Origin of the sequence: Enterococcus sp. AZ089, from assembly GCF_050547225.1 — a bacterium.
GTDB lineage: Bacteria > Bacillota > Bacilli > Lactobacillales > Enterococcaceae > Enterococcus_D > Enterococcus_D entomosocium.
In genome coordinates this window covers 1,677,889-1,695,000 of record NZ_CP172954.1, presented here as the reverse complement: position 1 = coordinate 1,695,000, position 17,112 = coordinate 1,677,889, and the positions used below count along the sequence as shown (strand labels likewise).

Sequence of the window (17,112 nt, the reverse complement as noted above, 5' to 3'; positions counted from 1 at the left end):
TACCTTGTTACGACTTCACCCCAATCATCTATCCCACCTTAGGCGGCTGGCTCCAAAAAGGTTACCTCACCGACTTCGGGTGTTACAAACTCTCGTGGTGTGACGGGCGGTGTGTACAAGGCCCGGGAACGTATTCACCGCGGCGTGCTGATCCGCGATTACTAGCGATTCCGGCTTCATGTAGGCGAGTTGCAGCCTACAATCCGAACTGAGAGAAGCTTTAAGAGATTAGCTTAGCCTCGCGACTTCGCAACTCGTTGTACTTCCCATTGTAGCACGTGTGTAGCCCAGGTCATAAGGGGCATGATGATTTGACGTCATCCCCACCTTCCTCCGGTTTGTCACCGGCAGTCTCGCTAGAGTGCCCAACTAAATGATGGCAACTAACAATAAGGGTTGCGCTCGTTGCGGGACTTAACCCAACATCTCACGACACGAGCTGACGACAACCATGCACCACCTGTCACTTTGCCCCCGAAGGGGAAGCTCTATCTCTAGAGTGGTCAAAGGATGTCAAGACCTGGTAAGGTTCTTCGCGTTGCTTCGAATTAAACCACATGCTCCACCGCTTGTGCGGGCCCCCGTCAATTCCTTTGAGTTTCAACCTTGCGGTCGTACTCCCCAGGCGGAGTGCTTAATGCGTTTGCTGCAGCACTGAAGGGCGGAAACCCTCCAACACTTAGCACTCATCGTTTACGGCGTGGACTACCAGGGTATCTAATCCTGTTCGCTCCCCACGCTTTCGAGCCTCAGCGTCAGTTACAGACCAGAGAGCCGCCTTCGCCACTGGTGTTCCTCCATATATCTACGCATTTCACCGCTACACATGGAATTCCACTCTCCTCTTCTGCACTCAAGTCTCCCAGTTTCCAATGACCCTCCCCGGTTGAGCCGGGGGCTTTCACATCAGACTTAAGAAACCGCCTGCGCTCGCTTTACGCCCAATAAATCCGGACAACGCTTGCCACCTACGTATTACCGCGGCTGCTGGCACGTAGTTAGCCGTGGCTTTCTGGTTAGATACCGTCAAGGGATGAACGTTCTACTCTCATCCTTGTTCTTCTCTAACAACAGAGTTTTACGATCCGAAAACCTTCTTCACTCACGCGGCGTTGCTCGGTCAGACTTTCGTCCATTGCCGAAGATTCCCTACTGCTGCCTCCCGTAGGAGTCTGGGCCGTGTCTCAGTCCCAGTGTGGCCGATCACCCTCTCAGGTCGGCTATGCATCGTTGCCTTGGTGAGCCGTTACCTCACCAACTAGCTAATGCACCGCGGGTCCATCCATCAGTGACGCAAAAGCGCCTTTCAACTTTCTTCCATGCGGAAAATAGTGTTATACGGTATTAGCACCTGTTTCCAAGTGTTATCCCCTTCTGATGGGCAGGTTACCCACGTGTTACTCACCCGTTCGCCACTCTTTTTCTTTCGGTGGAGCAAGCTCCGGTGAAAGAAAAAGCGTTCGACTTGCATGTATTAGGCACGCCGCCAGCGTTCGTCCTGAGCCAGGATCAAACTCTCATAATGATTTGTTTGAATGACCATACGGTCATTAAGCTCATAAAAATTAACTTTGCTAGCTATTGCTTGCATGTATTTGTTTCAATAAATTGAAACGTCCTACACATTGGTTCGTTTGCTTGCTTTGTTCAGTTTTCAAAGGTCTACCGTGCTGTGTTAGCAACTTTTATATCATATCAGAGCAACAATTGATTGTCAACTCTTTTTTTAAAGTTTTTTTCGCTCGTTGTTTTTCAACTTCGCAGCGGCTGTCTCAGCGACTTCATTAGAATAACAAACGTTTTGTTATTTGTCAACAACTTTTTCCAATTAATTTTGTTGATTTATCAACATCGATTAACTGTTTTATTATTGCGACTTTGTTATAATATCATCTGTTTCATTTTTGGTCAAGTCTTTTTTGAAGTTTTTTCAAAAGCTTTTTTGACCCGCTGGCTCAATTGCCAACGTTGAATACTTTATCATTCTAAGAATGAAAGAGCAAGCTTTTTTCTGAAATATTTTCAACTAAGTCGAGATAAACAAAAAAACTACCCAAAATAGGTAGTTTAATCAATATCGATCGTACGAAAACGGATCTGATTTTGATCGTCTCGTTTTAAGGTTGTTTCTTCTTTCAGATAAGAAAACTTCTTCTCATTGATCGCTGGATTCTCAAGCATTTCTTCATAACCCGCAAAAATATCATGGATATATTTTTTATAAGCTTTTTTCTTTTTGATTCTTTTCTTCATTTGGCACCGTCCTTTACGTGCTTATCTTAGCAAGCCGAAAGGATTCTGACAACCATTATCCGCATTTTCATACCAAAAATTCACTTTGACACAACTATTCCATTAATTCAGCCAAGTGACACTAATGGAATAGAATGCTTAGCTTGCGGTCAAACGTTTTTGAAAAGCCAATCGCTCTCCGTTCGGAAAAGGGAATGTTACCTCTCCTTTGTATTGATAGCCAGCTGCTTGAATATTCTTTTGCATACCAATATTAGCTTTATACGTATCGATACGTAAATCAACGATTCCTTGCTCTAATGCAACCACTTCAAGAGCTTGCAGCAATTTGGCGCTTAACTTTTGCCCTTTAAAATGAGAACTGACAACGACGCGATGAATGGATAGATATGGACCGTTTCCATCCCACCCTGCGCCGGTAATTGCGTTGTAGACAGGATCATCACCACAAACCAACGCTGCAGACGCTGCGATTTTTCCATCTTTCACCAACACATAGCTTTCACCATTGGCAATATCTGCTTTGATTTGATTTTCTTTAGGACCGTACCCATCTTGCCATTGCGGAGATCCTTGTGCTTTTAAGAAAGCAATGCCTTCTTCAAAAAGCGCCATCAACTCAACCAGATCATCCTCCGTTGTTTTACGAAACTTCTCCATTAAAAACCACCTTTCTTCTATAAAAAGAAGCGGATAGTAAAGCATTCAAAGTCGTTCTTAATCAATCGTTTTTAATTTCCCCTGGAACTCACTGATTGATTGATACCCTTTTTCTTTCATGATCGCTGCTAATTCTTTCGTCAATCGTTCAAAGATCACCGGTCCTTCTTTTTGCAGCTCTGTGCCGATCTGCAACATAGAAGCGCCACATAACAAATGTTCGTACGCATCTTGACCATTACGAATCCCACCAGTACCGATAATTTTGATTCCTGGCTTGAGACGTGTATAGAAAGCCCGCACATTGGCTAATGCCGTTGGTTTCACATATTCGCCTCCCAAACCGCCAAAACCATCTTTTGGTTTGATAACTACTGAGTCAGTAGCAGGATCAATGAATAAAGCATTCCCAATACTATTGATTGAATTGATATAAGTTAACGGATACTTGTTCAATATCTTAGCCATCTCATCAAAGTGCGCCAAATCAAAGTATGGCGGCAATTTGACACCTAAAGGTTTTGTGAAAAAACCAAAGACTGTTTCCAGAATTTGATCGGTCAAAGGAAAATCATAGGCAACTTGGGGTTTTCCTGGCACGTTTGGACAAGAAAGATTTAACTCTGTGATTCCTTCAAAATCACTTTCTTGGATTTTCTTCAATAACTCAATGTTTTCAGCCACGCTCATACCAGCGACAGAGAAAAAGAAGGGCGCTTGCTGGGTCATTTCCTGCTGTTTTTTGATAGCATAGTCTAAGTAGTAGTCCACCCCTAGATTTGGTAATCCCATCGAATTGATGCTTCCTAACGGTAAATCGGTATAACGTGGTTCTGGATTTCCCGCACGTGCTTCTAGCGTTGCACTCTTCGTGACAAATGCCCCAGCTGCTGATGCCGCTAATTCATCTAATTCCTCGATCGTCATACAATGGACTCCTGAGGCGTTCATAAACGGATTTTTATATGTATATTTCCCAAAATTCGTAGCTAACATTGATTCATTCCTCCAATCTTTTCAACTAGTTTACCGTTTCATTTCTGAAAATGCAACGATGTCTTTGAGTGGGACAGGTTTTAGAAGGAGCAACCTCTGTAATCACTGTAGCAAATCAAAAAAACCATATCCATACAGCTTGTTAAAACTTGCTGAATAAATATGGTTTTGAAAACAATCTGTTTATATTGTACTCAAATGTTTTTTAGAGCATGATCATGATTTTATTAAAGCTTTCACTTCTATTTACCGCTAAATCAAATGCTCTTTGAAGATCCTCTAATGGAAAGCGATGGGAAATCATATGACTGACACTCAAGCGTCCGCTTTCTAAAAAGGTGATTGAATCAAACCATTCTTTACCTGGGAAAGGCGCAGAATAACTATTCCAAAAACCCTTAATGGTTAATTCACTGCGAAAGATTTTTTCAAATGCCCGTTGTCTAATCAAAACATCAGAATAAGCGATCCCTTGAAATCCAATTTTCCCGCCTTTTTTTGTCACTAAGAGACATTGCTCTTCGGTTATTTTAGTACCTGCACATTCCATTGCAATATCCACGCCTAAACCATCCGTTATTCGGGAGATCTCTGTTTCAAGATCTTGAAGACTAGGATTAATCGTATCGGTGACACCTAAATCTATTGCTTGTTCCAGTTTCTCTGATTGAATATCAATGCCAATGATCGTTTTCACACCCGCAATTTTTAACCATTGGATCGTCAGCAATCCAATCGTTCCTAACCCAAAAACTGCAACGACATCGCCCACTTTAGGTTCGATTCCATAAACACCATGCGCTGAGACAGCAAGAGGCTCAATCATGGCCGCTTCTTCAAAAGACAACTTAGTCCCTATTTTCACGATATTGCTCGCTGGCACGGATACGTACTCTGCAAATCCCCCAAACCGTTGCGATCCCATCATGATATAGTCCGTACATAATTGATACTTCCCGATAGCACAGTATGCACAGTTACGACAAGGAATAAACGGGACAACAGCGACCCGATCGTCTTTTTTTAAATGATGAACAGAACGACCAACTTTTACAATAGTCCCAGCCATCTCGTGCCCCATGATCATGGGTAACTGGTATTTCCAGCCTTTACTCATTTTGTGGATATCTGACCCACAGATTCCTGAAGCTTCTACTTTTACAATCACTTCATTCTGATGGCATTGTGGAACATCCATTTCTCGAATCTCAAATTCATTCAGTCCAATTAAGAAACCAGCCCTCATCCACTCTCCTCCAATCTTCATTCATGGGATTCATAGGCAACGTTTGTTTTGTCAGTATAATATTCATAGCCCTGCTGGAGAAGCGCTTGCGAATGTAAATGCACATAAGCATTTGTTTCTAGTCTTTCCAGATAATCATTTGCAAAAGCCAAATTAGTGGCTCCGACAATTACCCCATGTTCTCGCAATAACATTCCATAAGGTAGTTTTTCTTCATTTGTCACCATGTTTTGAGAGTAGTCACCAACCAAGTGTGCTAACTTTTCAGTTGTTGCAGGTGCATAATCCAAACAACGGATCGCATCCGGTCCGAAACGAAGGTTTTCACAGACGATGGGCATATCAGTCCCTATACAACTGTAAACCATCAAATTTAATGGATGAGCATGAATCACTGCTTTGATCCGTGGATCTGAGTGATAAAAACTCATATGCATATTGATTTCCCTGGTCAAGCGACCAGTGCCTTCGATGAGGGATAGTTTCTTATCTACCAAAAGAATTTGCGCTGCCTCTAATTCCCAAAGATACTGAACAGATGCCAAAGTAGGTGTCATCAAGAAATGATCTTCTGAAACTTTTATAGAGATATTGCCACCAGCAGCATCCGTTAGCTTCCTGTCAAATAAAGATTTGGCAATCTTACATATGAATTTCCTTTCTTCTAAATAATCCATCGGCTTCCTCCTGTCTAAAACGTAAATATTTTTCAATTAATCCATATTTCCCAAGAAACATAATATCTTCAACAATTTCTAAATATTCTTCACTTCTTACAAGAGCGACGAAGAAAACATAAGTCACTTGAAAATAATCCTCAGATCCGTAAGAGATTTTTTGTTTATTCGTCAAGAGGCTAATCGTGCTACGGTGGACATTTCCCCGATTGTTCGCATGAGCTAAAGCAACACCTTCACTTATTACGATATAAGGTCCATTTTGTTTCACATTTTCAACGACTTCTTCTACATAGCTCTGCTCAATACACTCGTTTTGTGTCAACACTTTCCCTACTAAGCGTAAAGAATGCTCCCAAGAACATTTTTGGTCGATTCTGATAACATGCGAATTTAACAAGTAATCATGCAATTTTCTTTGTGGTTGTTGGACAAATTGATCAAATTTTTCTTCAGTCTCTTCTTCATTAATCGTAAACAAACGGTCAACCGTCTTTACTATATTTTGGATATCTTCTTGAGCCACAAAAGGTGTTATCCTTAAAACATCCTCTTCCAAAAAAGGCAAAGGATCAGCAGTTAAGATTAAACGATTGGCTTTTTGACGGAAGCACATCTTACGATAAGTAGCAAGTGTTAACACATTCATAATTTTGAACTGCTTGTATCGACTAATTTTCATAGCAATCATTTTCGCTATCGATAAATTTTCACACACGATCCAGATATCGATTTTGCTCATCTTATATTCTTGTCGGGTTAAGGCAGTTGCGATATGAATAGCGATCGTAGTAATAAATGATTCATTGAAGGATCGGGACAGGTAGTTTTCAATGACACCACTATTAGCCCTTACAGCTACGATAATATCCATAAACTGATGCCGCAAAAGACCGATATTTTCAATATCCAAAATAATGTTCTCTTCTTCAATAATTTGTAAGTGATTGTATAGATCAGAAATTAAGTCAAATTCGTACTTTAGAGTCGTCCCTAAATCTTCATCAATTTTATTCAGAAAATAGATGACCAAATTATACAATTCAGCATCCTTCACATTTTTTCGCTTTTTCAAATGACAAAATTCTGCTATTGCCTGTTTGTCTTCGAAAGAGATCGTTCGATCAAATCTTTTTTCAATTTGATCGATGAGTATGCTCAGGTTTTCCGACATAACGACAAATTTGGGAGATTCACCTTGTTCTTTGCGGGGCATATTGATAACGATAAAAATATAGACGAAAAGATCAAACTGCTGATACTTTTCTGCATACTTTAACTCGTTAAAAATGAATCCCAGAAAGTCTAAATACTCCATTGACCCGTCAAATGCCCGAAGGATTTGCATCCCGACATAATTGATGTATCCCTTTGCGTCTATATTTTCTAAAAACAATGTAAACAAATACTCTCTTTTCTCCGATTGATTCATCTTAAGGATAACCCCTTCGCCCCTAAGCGTTTCGATATATTTACTCATGATCACTTCTTGTTTTTTCAACGTATTGATATCGCGGATGATTGTTAATCGACTGACGTAAAACAAATCAGCAAAATGATCCATCGTAAGAACATCTTCTGTTATCAATAAATTGATCAGAAGTAATGTGCGTCTTTCATCAGGATTCAAGGAATAGTCGTAAGGGGACAATTCTAAAACAAGCTGATAAGCTTCTGACAAATCTAGTTCATCAGGAACCTGTAAGTATCCGCTTTCAATTTTCACTTGCGGCATATCGTGAGTATTTAGAAACGAGTTCAAGACTTTGATTTCACTCGTGAATTTCTTTGGCGAGAGATTCAAGTTTTTATAAAGTTGCTCCAATCTAATTTTCGTTATTTTGTTATATAGTAGGAGATAGATGATTTCAGCAGTAATTTTCCTCACAGCACTCCTCCTTAATGAATAGACAAATTCTCTCTTAGAAAATCAACAAGTTTTTCAGGTTCACACTTGCTTAATTGAACAATAAAATTTCGAGATTGGATGCTTAAAATCAATTTTTTAAGAAATTCAATATAGGTATGCTCATCTTTTAGTGCCATGCAAAATACATGTTCGACTGCTAAGTCATCTACTTGCGTATCCATCTGTTTAAAAGTCACAGGCTTTTTTAGTCTTGCGTAACAGACAGAAGATTCTTTTACAGAGAGATCAAAGGTATGCGGAATCGCAACTGGCGGGTCAACTGGCAGACCAGTAGGAAAATGATGTTCGCGTTCGATACAAGACTCGATAAAACTATTCCCGACGAGCCCTTCGTTTAGCAGTTCAAGTCCGCATTGTTTAATCACTTCTATATTGGAGCGCTCATTCAATTCGATTGCTTTAAATTTCATACACTATTTCTCTCCCACTAAGCCATTTATTTTGTCAACAATTCGTTTATTCATTTGGTCAATTACCCAACGATTCGATGAAATAAGCTGATTATAATATTTGCTAAATTGTAGCCCCAGAAACTATCTGTCACAACCCCTTCCACAGGTACACCGGTCGCATTCATCATTTCGGTTGCTTCAGGTGCAAAGGTGTTTGTTCCAATTAGAACGATAACTAAGAAGAAAAAGCCAGTGACAAGCGTTCGAAAAAGATTGCCATTTGATGCTAATGCTAGTAGTGGAATCATATATACGATTACTGTTAAAACACCAACTGGAAAATAATGCATACCAGGGATAATAAATGCTAAGAATATTGCTATCGGAATCAGAATCACTGTCGTTGTGATCGCTGTCGGATCTCCAAGACCAAGAGCAATGTCCATGCCGATATATAATTTTTTCCCTTCGCCAATATGTTTCTTCATAAATTCTTTGGCAGCTTCCCCGATCGCAGTCAAGCCTTCCATCATAACAGAGACCATTTTGGGTATCAGTACTAGCACCGCCGAAACTCCCACCCCCATAGAAATCGCTACCGTAAATTCTTGGCGTGTCAATACGCCTAGAAAAGTTCCGACCAACAAACCGATAACTGCTGGATCTCCAAAAAAACCAATTTTACTTTCGACTTTTTCCAAACTGATATCGATTTTGTTAAGACCAGGAATCAGATCAATCAGTTTATTTACTAATAGTCCAAAAGGATAAGCGAAAGTAATAAATGAAAATGTCGTACAAGTCGTGCCTTCCAGTCCGTAATACGCCTCCCATCTAGGAGCAAACCACTGAGCCACGAATAAAGTGACAATTGATAAGCCAACCGTAACAGTCAAACCTAGCCAAAAACTATCAAACAAGGCATACGCTAATGCTCCAGGAATCAAAAAATGAATATAGTTCCAAATGTCGACATTCATAACCGTTGTCCATTTCAAAAGAATAAACAATACATTTAATCCTACGATCATCAAAATAGCAATCGCTGCAAAAGGTACTGACCACGACGCCGCTCCCACAGCAGCCCAGCCAACATCCATCGTGGTATATCCTGATCCCATTTCCTGATAATAATCGATGGCTGGTTGCAAGGAAGTACCCAGGAGTCCTACAACAAGCCCCAACCCTTGAAAGCCGATGCCGACTAAAAGCCCAGTTTTAAGTGCTTTGCCAATTTTCATCCTAAAGACACAGCTTAAAATAAAAATGACAACGGGTAGCATAACCGATGCCCCCATATCCATGATGTTTTGAATAACTGATAATACAGCTTCCATTTTTATCCCCCTTTAATAATTCGATGGCACTCTTCAACGATTTTCTGCGCGGTCTGCTCTTCGTTGATTCCCGATATCAAACTGAAAGCAGGAAGAATCGGTACTTTTACTGGCTTGACATATCGAGTAGTCACCAAGATTAAATCCACTGTTTCTGCTTTTAAGGGAATTTGATTAATATTCCCTTTGGTGATGGAAGCCTGAATGTTGCTCTGAGCTAAGATTTGTTTGACTTTCTCTTGAACAACCGTGGACGTGGCGATCCCACTACCACAAGCAATATAGATCTCAATTTTTTTATTCATTTTCTTTCTCCTCCTTTCCTTACTCTATTTTTGAGATTTCAATAAAGAATGAATTTTATACTCTTCTTCTGGTAGTAAAACGACTTTTAACGCCTTCCCTTCTCTCGTCAATTCGATGGCCTGATTGATGTCAGCTAAAGGCAAAACATGAGAAATAATTTTTTCAGCAGGAAACTGATCAGATAAGGATAAATGGAAAGATTTTTCGACTTGAATACTATTTGCACCATAATGACCATAAATCCAGAGATTGTTATAATGAACTGCATTCGTATCTATAGGCGTTAATTGATTCTTTGCTACACCACCAAAAAAGACGACAATTCCACATTTTTTAGCCATAAAAATACTTTGTTGCTGTGCTTCTATTGATGGATTAGCTGAAATCACTTTATGTGCGCCATGTCCATTCGTATACTCTTTCACCTTTTCTACAGGATCTTCTTTGGAAGAATCGATCCTATGATCTACATTAAACGCTTCCATAAGAGCTAGTCTGTCAGCATTTTTATCAATCACGATTACCTTGCTTGCTCCGCGAATCCTTGCTAGAATCGCTAAAAAGACCCCAATTGGACCTGCACCAATAATGACGACCGAATCGCCTAACGAAACCTGAATATTCTCCATGCATGCATAAGTGGAGGATAAGGGTTCAGCTAATGTTGCCGCGATAGGCTCTCGTCCTTCTGGCACTTCAAAAATCGCTCCTCGTTCTACTCTTGTTGCACTATATGCTATATACTCTGCAAAACCGCCTTGAAGATCGGTGTAACTTTCAGCTTCCGTACAACATTCGTGCTTCCCATTACGACAATTTTCGCAACGTAGGCAATGAGCCATAGGGTATACATAAACCATCTGCCCTCTTTGATACTTCGTCACATTTTCATCAATTTCGACGATCTCACCAACGATTTCGTGTCCATAAATATGAGGGTAGCGCCCCGCTTTTGAATCGGTCAGCAAATTGCGAATATCAGAGCCGCACAGACCAACTGCCTTAACCTTCAATAGAAAACCTCCTTCTGGACAGCAGGGTCGCTCTACTTGTTCATAGCGAATATCTCCTGGTCCATACATCAACGCAGCCTTCATTTTTTTCACAAACGTTCAACTCCATTCATTCTTTCTTATTTTACATGTTCATTGTAAGGTGCGTCGGATGTACCTCACAAGTAACACTTTTTGCATTTCAAGTTCTATATTTGTTACTTGAATGAGAAAATGTTTGTGAAAAACCAAGAACGATTTTTCCTTCTTGGAATTATTTTGAAGCCACGTAAAAACAAAAAAACCTCTTAGCAATGAGCCAAGAGGTTTTGGTGAAGCAAACTATTCTATTTATGAGTATTTAAAACTATAGGTAGCTCATCACTTCTTCCATTCGAACGGATGAGTGAACTAAATTGAGCCGTTCCTCGTAGGAAACTTTCCTCGGTCTTGGTTTCAATTATGCGACCTCAGTAAGGATAAATTCTCAAGTGTTACTCGATGATACTTGCGTTTTCCATTGAAAGCGTACAATTCAAATCATTTCAAATGATAAGACACTTGAATAGGAGTTTTTTAATTGACTGTTCAACTTTTTTTGAAATTGAAAACGAATAAACACATACTATATACATACAAATTTTTACCTATCAAGTGAATTAAACCTTTTTCTTTGATACCTCAATACTCCAGTATCTCCGATGACGTATAATTTGTATTTTCCATACCCTACTTTAAATTCTAATCTTTCGCCACTTGCGATTTCAAATAAAAGATAATAGGTAATGGATTGATTCGTAAAGCCGTTTGCAGCAATATTCGTGCTACTTGTCATTCGTTTGTCAACTAGCGTGGCAAGTATTGACACTTCTGGCGTAGATTGATCCTTTAAGAATTCGACAATATGATATAAGATAACTGCGACGAAAATAAAAGCAAATAAAGTAAACAGAAAATCCACAAAACACACTCCTTTTTGTTTTTTATGATCAAGGGAATCAAGCAAATCATTTTTACAACTTAACTATAATTATACATTAATTCAATTAATTAATCTCGAAACTCTAATAAAATATGTTACTTGCTAAATGATTGACCGAAACTGTAACTGGGCTATCGTTTTCATGTATGGATTGTTGCATACAATACATTTGTATATTTGTTAGCCAAGAGTCATTTGAAAGGATGATATAACGTGACCTTTGAAAAAGCATTTCTAGAATCATCCTTTTTCTTTCTACATTGACTCCTTTAGGAAAAACCATCGTATCCCAAAGTCTCTGACTAAATTCAGTTACTTTTATTTAGACATGTTTTCTCGGATGCACCATAAGGTTATCAATGTGGATGAATAAGAATTTAATCTATGCTCTCTTTTTGTCAAAATGATTGAAGGTTTATTGAAAGTATTACTATTTCGGTAAAGTTAAATACTAACTCACTTTCAGTTGTCACATGAATGGAAAATAAGCTGAGCTTTCAGGTTCTAAAATATCTTGTATTCCTTAATGCTTTTAGTAAAAAAGCTTAACTTTTTCACCAAGTAATTGTTTATTTAATAAAGTATTCTAAAAAAAACTCTTCTACCAACTATTTTCAAAGTTAATAAAAGAGTTCTGTGTTTATTTTCTCATTTTGCCAACTGTCCACCACCTAAGAAAACAGCTTGTTCCAACTAGTTAACAAATATGAAACACAATTGTATGATTGAAAATCCTTAACGAATCCCCAAAGCAATCCGTGCATAACGACTCATTTTATCAGTCGTCCAAGCGGGATACCAGACTAGTTTTACTTCTGGATTTTTGACTTCTGGAATATCGCTTAATGCTTCGTGTATCGATTCAGTCAATACGTCGGCTAAGGGACAGCCCATTGTTGTTAAGGTCATTTTGATTACGGTATTGCCTGTTTCTGCATCAAATTCGACTTCATAAACTAAGCCTAGATTCACTATATCAATCCCCAACTCAGGGTCAATCACGGTTTCCAAGGCAGCCAAGACACGCTCTTTGATTGCTTCTGCTTCTACTTCAGTATATGCCACGGTTGAAGACCTCCTTTAATTCTTGTTTCAAATAATACCTTCTTTTGCAAGATTTGTAAATGGACGATCCTTGATTATGGACGGCTTTTCTTGTGTATTTTCAGTTCTGGGAAGACCCCCGTCGTTTTAAAGGTCCGTTGTTCATCATCTGTCGCAAAACGACCTGTGATCGATTGGGTCGGCACAAAGTTAATAAACGCATTGCCGTCTGCTTCTAAAACGGCTTGTTCTAAATCGTAGATCTCGTAGCGGGTCACGACCATCATGATCATATTGCCCGGTACGCCTGAATAGCCTCCGACTGAGGGGAACAAAGTCATGCCGCGAAACACATGCTTAGAAATATTTTTCCCAACAGCTTCCGCATTGGTCGTAATAATCATCGCCGTTACCTTTTGATGACTTGTGTGCAGCATGTCCACCACGTAGCTCATTGCGAAAATCGAAATGATCGTGTACAAGGCACTTTCCCAAGAAAAGACGAAACCTGAGACCATGACAATGATGCCGTTTAAAATAAACATATATTTACCGACCGTTTTTCCAGTCGTTTTTGATAATATCAACGAAAGGATATCCATTCCGCCGGTGGTAAAACCCATTTTCAGTGAAAACGCAACGCCGACGCCTAACAGTACGCCACCGAGCAAAGCGTTAACCAAAATATTGTCAGTGATTGCTCCTTGTGGAAGGATTATCGTTAAGACAGAAACGACAACGACATTGATAAAGCTCAATAGTGTCGATGATTTCCCGAGTTTGATGAACCCGAGAACAAAGATAGGCAAGTTTAAGAGGAAAATAAACAGCCCTGTACTAAGGTGAACGCCAAAATGTTCCAAGGCAAGTGCCACGATCAATTGGGCGACCCCGTTCATCCCAGCAGAAAGAACGTTTGCGGGAATCAAAAAGAAATTTAAAGCAATGGCTGCGGTGATACCTGACAGCAAAATAACCCCTATTTTTTTCAATCGTTCTGATTGTTCGTGCTTCGTTAATAACTTACTCACAATGATCTAGCTCCTTCACTAAAAATCTCCTTCCAAAGAATAGCAGTTTGTGTGAAAAAATGAAACAATTATTTGCAAAAATTTACTTTTGATTCCCGCATCGTTCGCCTCCATGTTAAAATCATAGGTAAGAGATGAGAGGAGTGATTGATTTTGGCAAAAGAAGCAAGTTTTGATGTCGTATCTGAGATCAACACAGAAGAAGTGAAAAACGCCATTCAACAGGCGGAAAAAGAATTGAAAAACCGATTTGATTTTAAAGGCTCCACGGTAGAAATCAAGATGACTGAGGGCAAACTGACGATCGTTGGAGATGACGAATTTAAGTTGGAGCAAATCAAAGATGTGCTCTTTGCGAAGCTGATCAAACGGAATGTACCAACGAAAAATATACAATTTGGCGAAACGGAGCATGCCTTGGGAGCAAAAGCTCGTCAAACAGCAGAATTGATCAATGGCATCGATAAAGAAAACGCCAAAAAAATAACGACTGCGATCAAAAACGCCAAGCTAAAAGTTAAAACTCAAATTCAAGACAATCAAATTCGGGTAACCGGCAAAAGTCGTGACGATCTGCAAGAGGTGATCCAATTATTGCGTAAACTGCCTTTAACGATCGATTTACAGTTTACAAATTATCGCTAATCAAAAAAACTAGAACAGAGTCTAACGTGTTGGTTAGGCAAAATCAGCTTTATCTGCTGATTTTGCACAACCTCTCCTGAAAGCTCTGCTTCTAGTTTTTTTCTTGCCAAAAATGAGTCAATGCCTTTGATAACTCTTGCGGCCGACGAATGTTTAAGGCATGCTGCCAGTGCAGTGGGAAAAGTTCTTGGTAACGCGGTGTCCGAAAACGTTGATCCAGCAATAACACCACGCCGCGATCGCTGACATCCCGGATCACTCGACCGGCTGCTTGCAGGACTTTATTCATCCCTGGCAGCTGATAGGCATACGCAAAGCCAGCTGCCTTTTTCTCATCGTAATATTCCCGAATCAATTCTTGCTCGTGATTGATTTGCGGCAGTCCGACTCCTACCACTGCTGCACCGATCAAGCGATCGCCTTTTAGGTCGATCCCTTCAGAAAAAATTCCTCCAAGGACACAAAATGCCACTAATGTTTTTGGCTGGCTCTCTTGTCCGTCTTGACTTGTTTCTAGCAAGGATGATCGTTGCCGCTCAAGAGATTGAAACTGTGCAAGAAACGCCTCGCGCTCTACTTCGTTCATGGCTGTCCCCTGAATCAAGACCTCCACCTCTGGCGCCTGTTGGGAAAATGCTGCCGCCACATCATCCAAGTAACGATAAGAAGGGAAAAAGACCATATAGTTTCCCGCTTTCGCTGCAGTCATTTGCTGGATTGCATCAACGATTGCAGGAATGCTGGCTTCACGTTGGCGATACGTTGTTTGGATATAGTCTGCAATAAAAATCCCCTGATTTTTCGGATCAAAAGGACTTGGCAGGCGATAGCGCAAAGCTTCATTGCCGCCTCCTAACACCTCTTGATAATAGGACAAAGGAGTAAAGCTCGCAGAAAACAACAGGCTGGCCTTGCCCTTATCTAACACAGATTCCAAAAACGGCGCTGGTTCGATGCAAAATTGCCGTAGTTTGATATCATAGCGGTCGATCTCCACCGTCGTTTCGTAGTGATCATCATAAAATTCACTGATCTTCAAATAATGGTTAGCTTCAAAATACACTTGCAGCACTTCTTCTTGCAATTCATGCTCAGGATTTGCCGGCAACCATTCCTTCATCAATTCAGCTACTTTGTAGAGCTGATTGACCATCGTTTCATGGGGAGCTGCTTGATGGTGATATTCCCACTCTTCCTCTTTTGCTATTTGAGCAATAGCCGCAAATTCTTTGTCAACTTTGTTTAGGGCGCGTTTTAATTTTTGCTGGTCATTGGATAGTTTCTTCTTTAATTCCTTAAATGGCTGCCGGGTAATGGTTGCCGAATACATTTCTTTGGAACGGTTGACTAAGTTATGGGCCTCATCCACTAGAAAGAAATATTCTTCATCCGGCTCCTCAAAAAATCTTCGCAAATAAACGGTGGGATCAAACAAATAATTATAATCACCAATAATGACATCGCAAAAGACACTGACATCCAGTGAAAGCTCGAAGGGACAGACCGTATGTTTCTTTCCGTAGGTCTCGATCACTTCTCGGGTTATTTGGTTCTCGTGATGCAACAGATCCCATAATGCTTCGTTGATTCGATTGTAATAGCCTTGCGCATACGCACAGTGTTCTGGCGTACAGTTTCGTTCATCTAAAAAACAGATTTTGTCTTTGGCGGTAATCGTGACACTTTTGGTTTCACTACCGTTGTCTGCTAACTTGCTCAGTGCATCTTCGGCCACTTGTCTGGTGATCGTCTTCGCCGTCAGATAAAAGACCCGATCAGCCCCTTCTTCCCCTAGCACTTTTAATGCGGGAAACAGCGTTGACATGGTTTTTCCAGTTCCAGTTGGCGCTTCCGCAAAAAGTCGCTTGCCATTTTTTAGTGTTTTATACGCCGCTGCTGCTAACTCTCGCTGCCCTTTGCGAAAGGTTTCAAAGGGAAAAGACAGCAGCTGCAAAGACGTATTGCGGACACGGCGCCAATTCTCTTGAAAAACTAACCATTTATGATATTCCTGAAGTAATTCTTCATAAAAAACAGCTAATTCTGAAAACTGAAATGTTCTTCTCGTACGGGTAGTCAGCTTTTCAGTCGTTTGATAATAAGTCAATTGTACGGCGATTCGATCGATGGGTCTCTTCGGATCATTACCTTCAGCAGTAGGTTCTGCTTCTGGTTTCTCTTGATTTTCACTGTCACTAAGCGCTGCTTGTTCATTTTCTTGTAGTAAAAACAAATAAGCATAAACCATTCCCTGGGCAAAAAACAAATCGATTTGATCTTCAGGGATATCTTCGAACGCTGGTTCTGAAGTTTTGATCTCATCGATCACCCAAGAATTAACAGTTGCATCAAAAAAGAGACCATCGGCACGTCCTTCGACAGTGATCGAATCTTTCTCAATTTGGCTTTCTCGTTTGAAAAAGACTTCTTTTTGATACCCATCCCCAGCCTCTTTTTGTAGTTGGCGATGGATACGGGCGCCTTCTTGCGCGGTATGATTACTGACTTTGCGGCTATCAATATCGCCTCGGCGCAAAATAAATTCTACGATTTTTCTAACCGCAACTTTTCCTTTATACACGTGTTCACCTTCTCGTTTGCCATTATAGCGGATAGATTAC

General features: G+C 40.3%; 15 protein-coding genes and 1 rRNA gene (1 of these 16 only partly in view). 1 reads left to right on the top strand and 15 read right to left on the bottom strand.

What is annotated here, in order from left to right; all coding sequences use genetic code 11:
• The 14 genes from IGJ01_RS07870 to IGJ01_RS07805 form a co-directional block, all read right to left on the bottom strand.
• Window positions 1–1,525: ribosomal RNA gene (locus tag IGJ01_RS07870) — 16S ribosomal RNA — on the bottom strand; it reaches 35 nt to the left of the window's first position.
• Window positions 1,526–2,067: 542 nt separating this feature from the next.
• Window positions 2,068–2,253 carry a hypothetical protein gene (locus tag IGJ01_RS07865; protein ID WP_005236216.1) on the bottom strand — a complete coding sequence of 62 codons (186 nt, stop codon included), beginning with the start codon at window positions 2,251–2,253 and terminating at the stop codon, window positions 2,068–2,070.
• Window positions 2,254–2,391: 138 nt separating this feature from the next.
• The gene (locus IGJ01_RS07860) at window positions 2,392–2,913 is read right to left on the bottom strand and encodes a GNAT family N-acetyltransferase (RefSeq protein ID WP_430601601.1); all 522 of its coding nucleotides are present in this window, start codon (window positions 2,911–2,913) and stop codon (window positions 2,392–2,394) included.
• 57 nt (window positions 2,914–2,970) lie between these two features.
• Window positions 2,971–3,909, bottom strand: a complete 939-nt coding sequence (locus IGJ01_RS07855; RefSeq protein ID WP_430601600.1) for a dihydroorotate oxidase — start codon at window positions 3,907–3,909, stop codon at window positions 2,971–2,973.
• Between the two features lie 205 nt (window positions 3,910–4,114).
• Complete coding sequence (locus IGJ01_RS07850; RefSeq protein WP_201689251.1) at window positions 4,115–5,155, bottom strand: galactitol-1-phosphate 5-dehydrogenase; 1,041 nt, start codon at window positions 5,153–5,155, stop codon at window positions 4,115–4,117.
• A gap of 17 nt (window positions 5,156–5,172) precedes the next feature.
• Window positions 5,173–5,832 (bottom strand): class II aldolase/adducin family protein, encoded by a 660-nt coding sequence (locus IGJ01_RS07845; RefSeq protein WP_430601599.1) that lies wholly within the window; start codon window positions 5,830–5,832, stop codon window positions 5,173–5,175.
• The gene (locus tag IGJ01_RS07840) at window positions 5,798–7,720 is read right to left on the bottom strand and encodes a BglG family transcription antiterminator (RefSeq protein WP_430601598.1); all 1,923 of its coding nucleotides are present in this window, start codon (window positions 7,718–7,720) and stop codon (window positions 5,798–5,800) included. Before IGJ01_RS07840 ends, IGJ01_RS07845 begins: the two co-directional genes overlap by 35 nt.
• Window positions 7,721–7,731: 11 nt before the next feature.
• Window positions 7,732–8,172: a PTS sugar transporter subunit IIA gene (locus IGJ01_RS07835; protein WP_005236228.1), complete on the bottom strand. Its 441-nt coding sequence runs from the start codon at window positions 8,170–8,172 to the stop codon at window positions 7,732–7,734.
• A gap of 62 nt (window positions 8,173–8,234) precedes the next feature.
• Window positions 8,235–9,491, bottom strand: coding sequence for a PTS transporter subunit IIC (locus IGJ01_RS07830; protein WP_005236230.1), 1,257 nt, complete (start codon window positions 9,489–9,491; stop codon window positions 8,235–8,237).
• A gap of 2 nt (window positions 9,492–9,493) precedes the next feature.
• Window positions 9,494–9,796: a PTS sugar transporter subunit IIB gene (locus IGJ01_RS07825; RefSeq protein ID WP_430601597.1), complete on the bottom strand. Its 303-nt coding sequence runs from the start codon at window positions 9,794–9,796 to the stop codon at window positions 9,494–9,496.
• 24 nt (window positions 9,797–9,820) lie between these two features.
• A complete protein-coding gene (locus IGJ01_RS07820) occupies window positions 9,821–10,894 on the bottom strand; it encodes an alcohol dehydrogenase catalytic domain-containing protein (RefSeq protein WP_034878878.1) in 1,074 nt (357 codons plus the stop codon).
• Between the two features lie 538 nt (window positions 10,895–11,432).
• On the bottom strand, window positions 11,433–11,750 hold the full coding sequence (locus IGJ01_RS07815) for a DUF2500 domain-containing protein (RefSeq protein ID WP_005236239.1): 318 nt from the start codon (window positions 11,748–11,750) through the stop codon (window positions 11,433–11,435).
• A 756-nt stretch (window positions 11,751–12,506) separates the two neighbouring features.
• Window positions 12,507–12,836 (bottom strand): metal-sulfur cluster assembly factor, encoded by a 330-nt coding sequence (locus IGJ01_RS07810; protein ID WP_005231940.1) that lies wholly within the window; start codon window positions 12,834–12,836, stop codon window positions 12,507–12,509.
• 74 nt (window positions 12,837–12,910) lie between these two features.
• Window positions 12,911–13,846: a YitT family protein gene (locus tag IGJ01_RS07805; RefSeq protein WP_005236241.1), complete on the bottom strand. Its 936-nt coding sequence runs from the start codon at window positions 13,844–13,846 to the stop codon at window positions 12,911–12,913.
• Window positions 13,847–13,999: 153 nt separating this feature from the next.
• Between IGJ01_RS07805 and IGJ01_RS07800 the strand changes: the two genes are divergently transcribed.
• A complete protein-coding gene (locus IGJ01_RS07800; RefSeq protein ID WP_005230187.1) occupies window positions 14,000–14,491 on the top strand; it encodes a YajQ family cyclic di-GMP-binding protein in 492 nt (163 codons plus the stop codon).
• Between the two features lie 91 nt (window positions 14,492–14,582).
• On the opposite strand, the gene IGJ01_RS07795 is transcribed toward IGJ01_RS07800, so the two are convergent.
• Window positions 14,583–17,072, bottom strand: a complete 2,490-nt coding sequence (locus IGJ01_RS07795; protein WP_430601596.1) for an ATP-dependent DNA helicase — start codon at window positions 17,070–17,072, stop codon at window positions 14,583–14,585.
• Window positions 17,073–17,112: the final 40 nt, after the last annotated feature.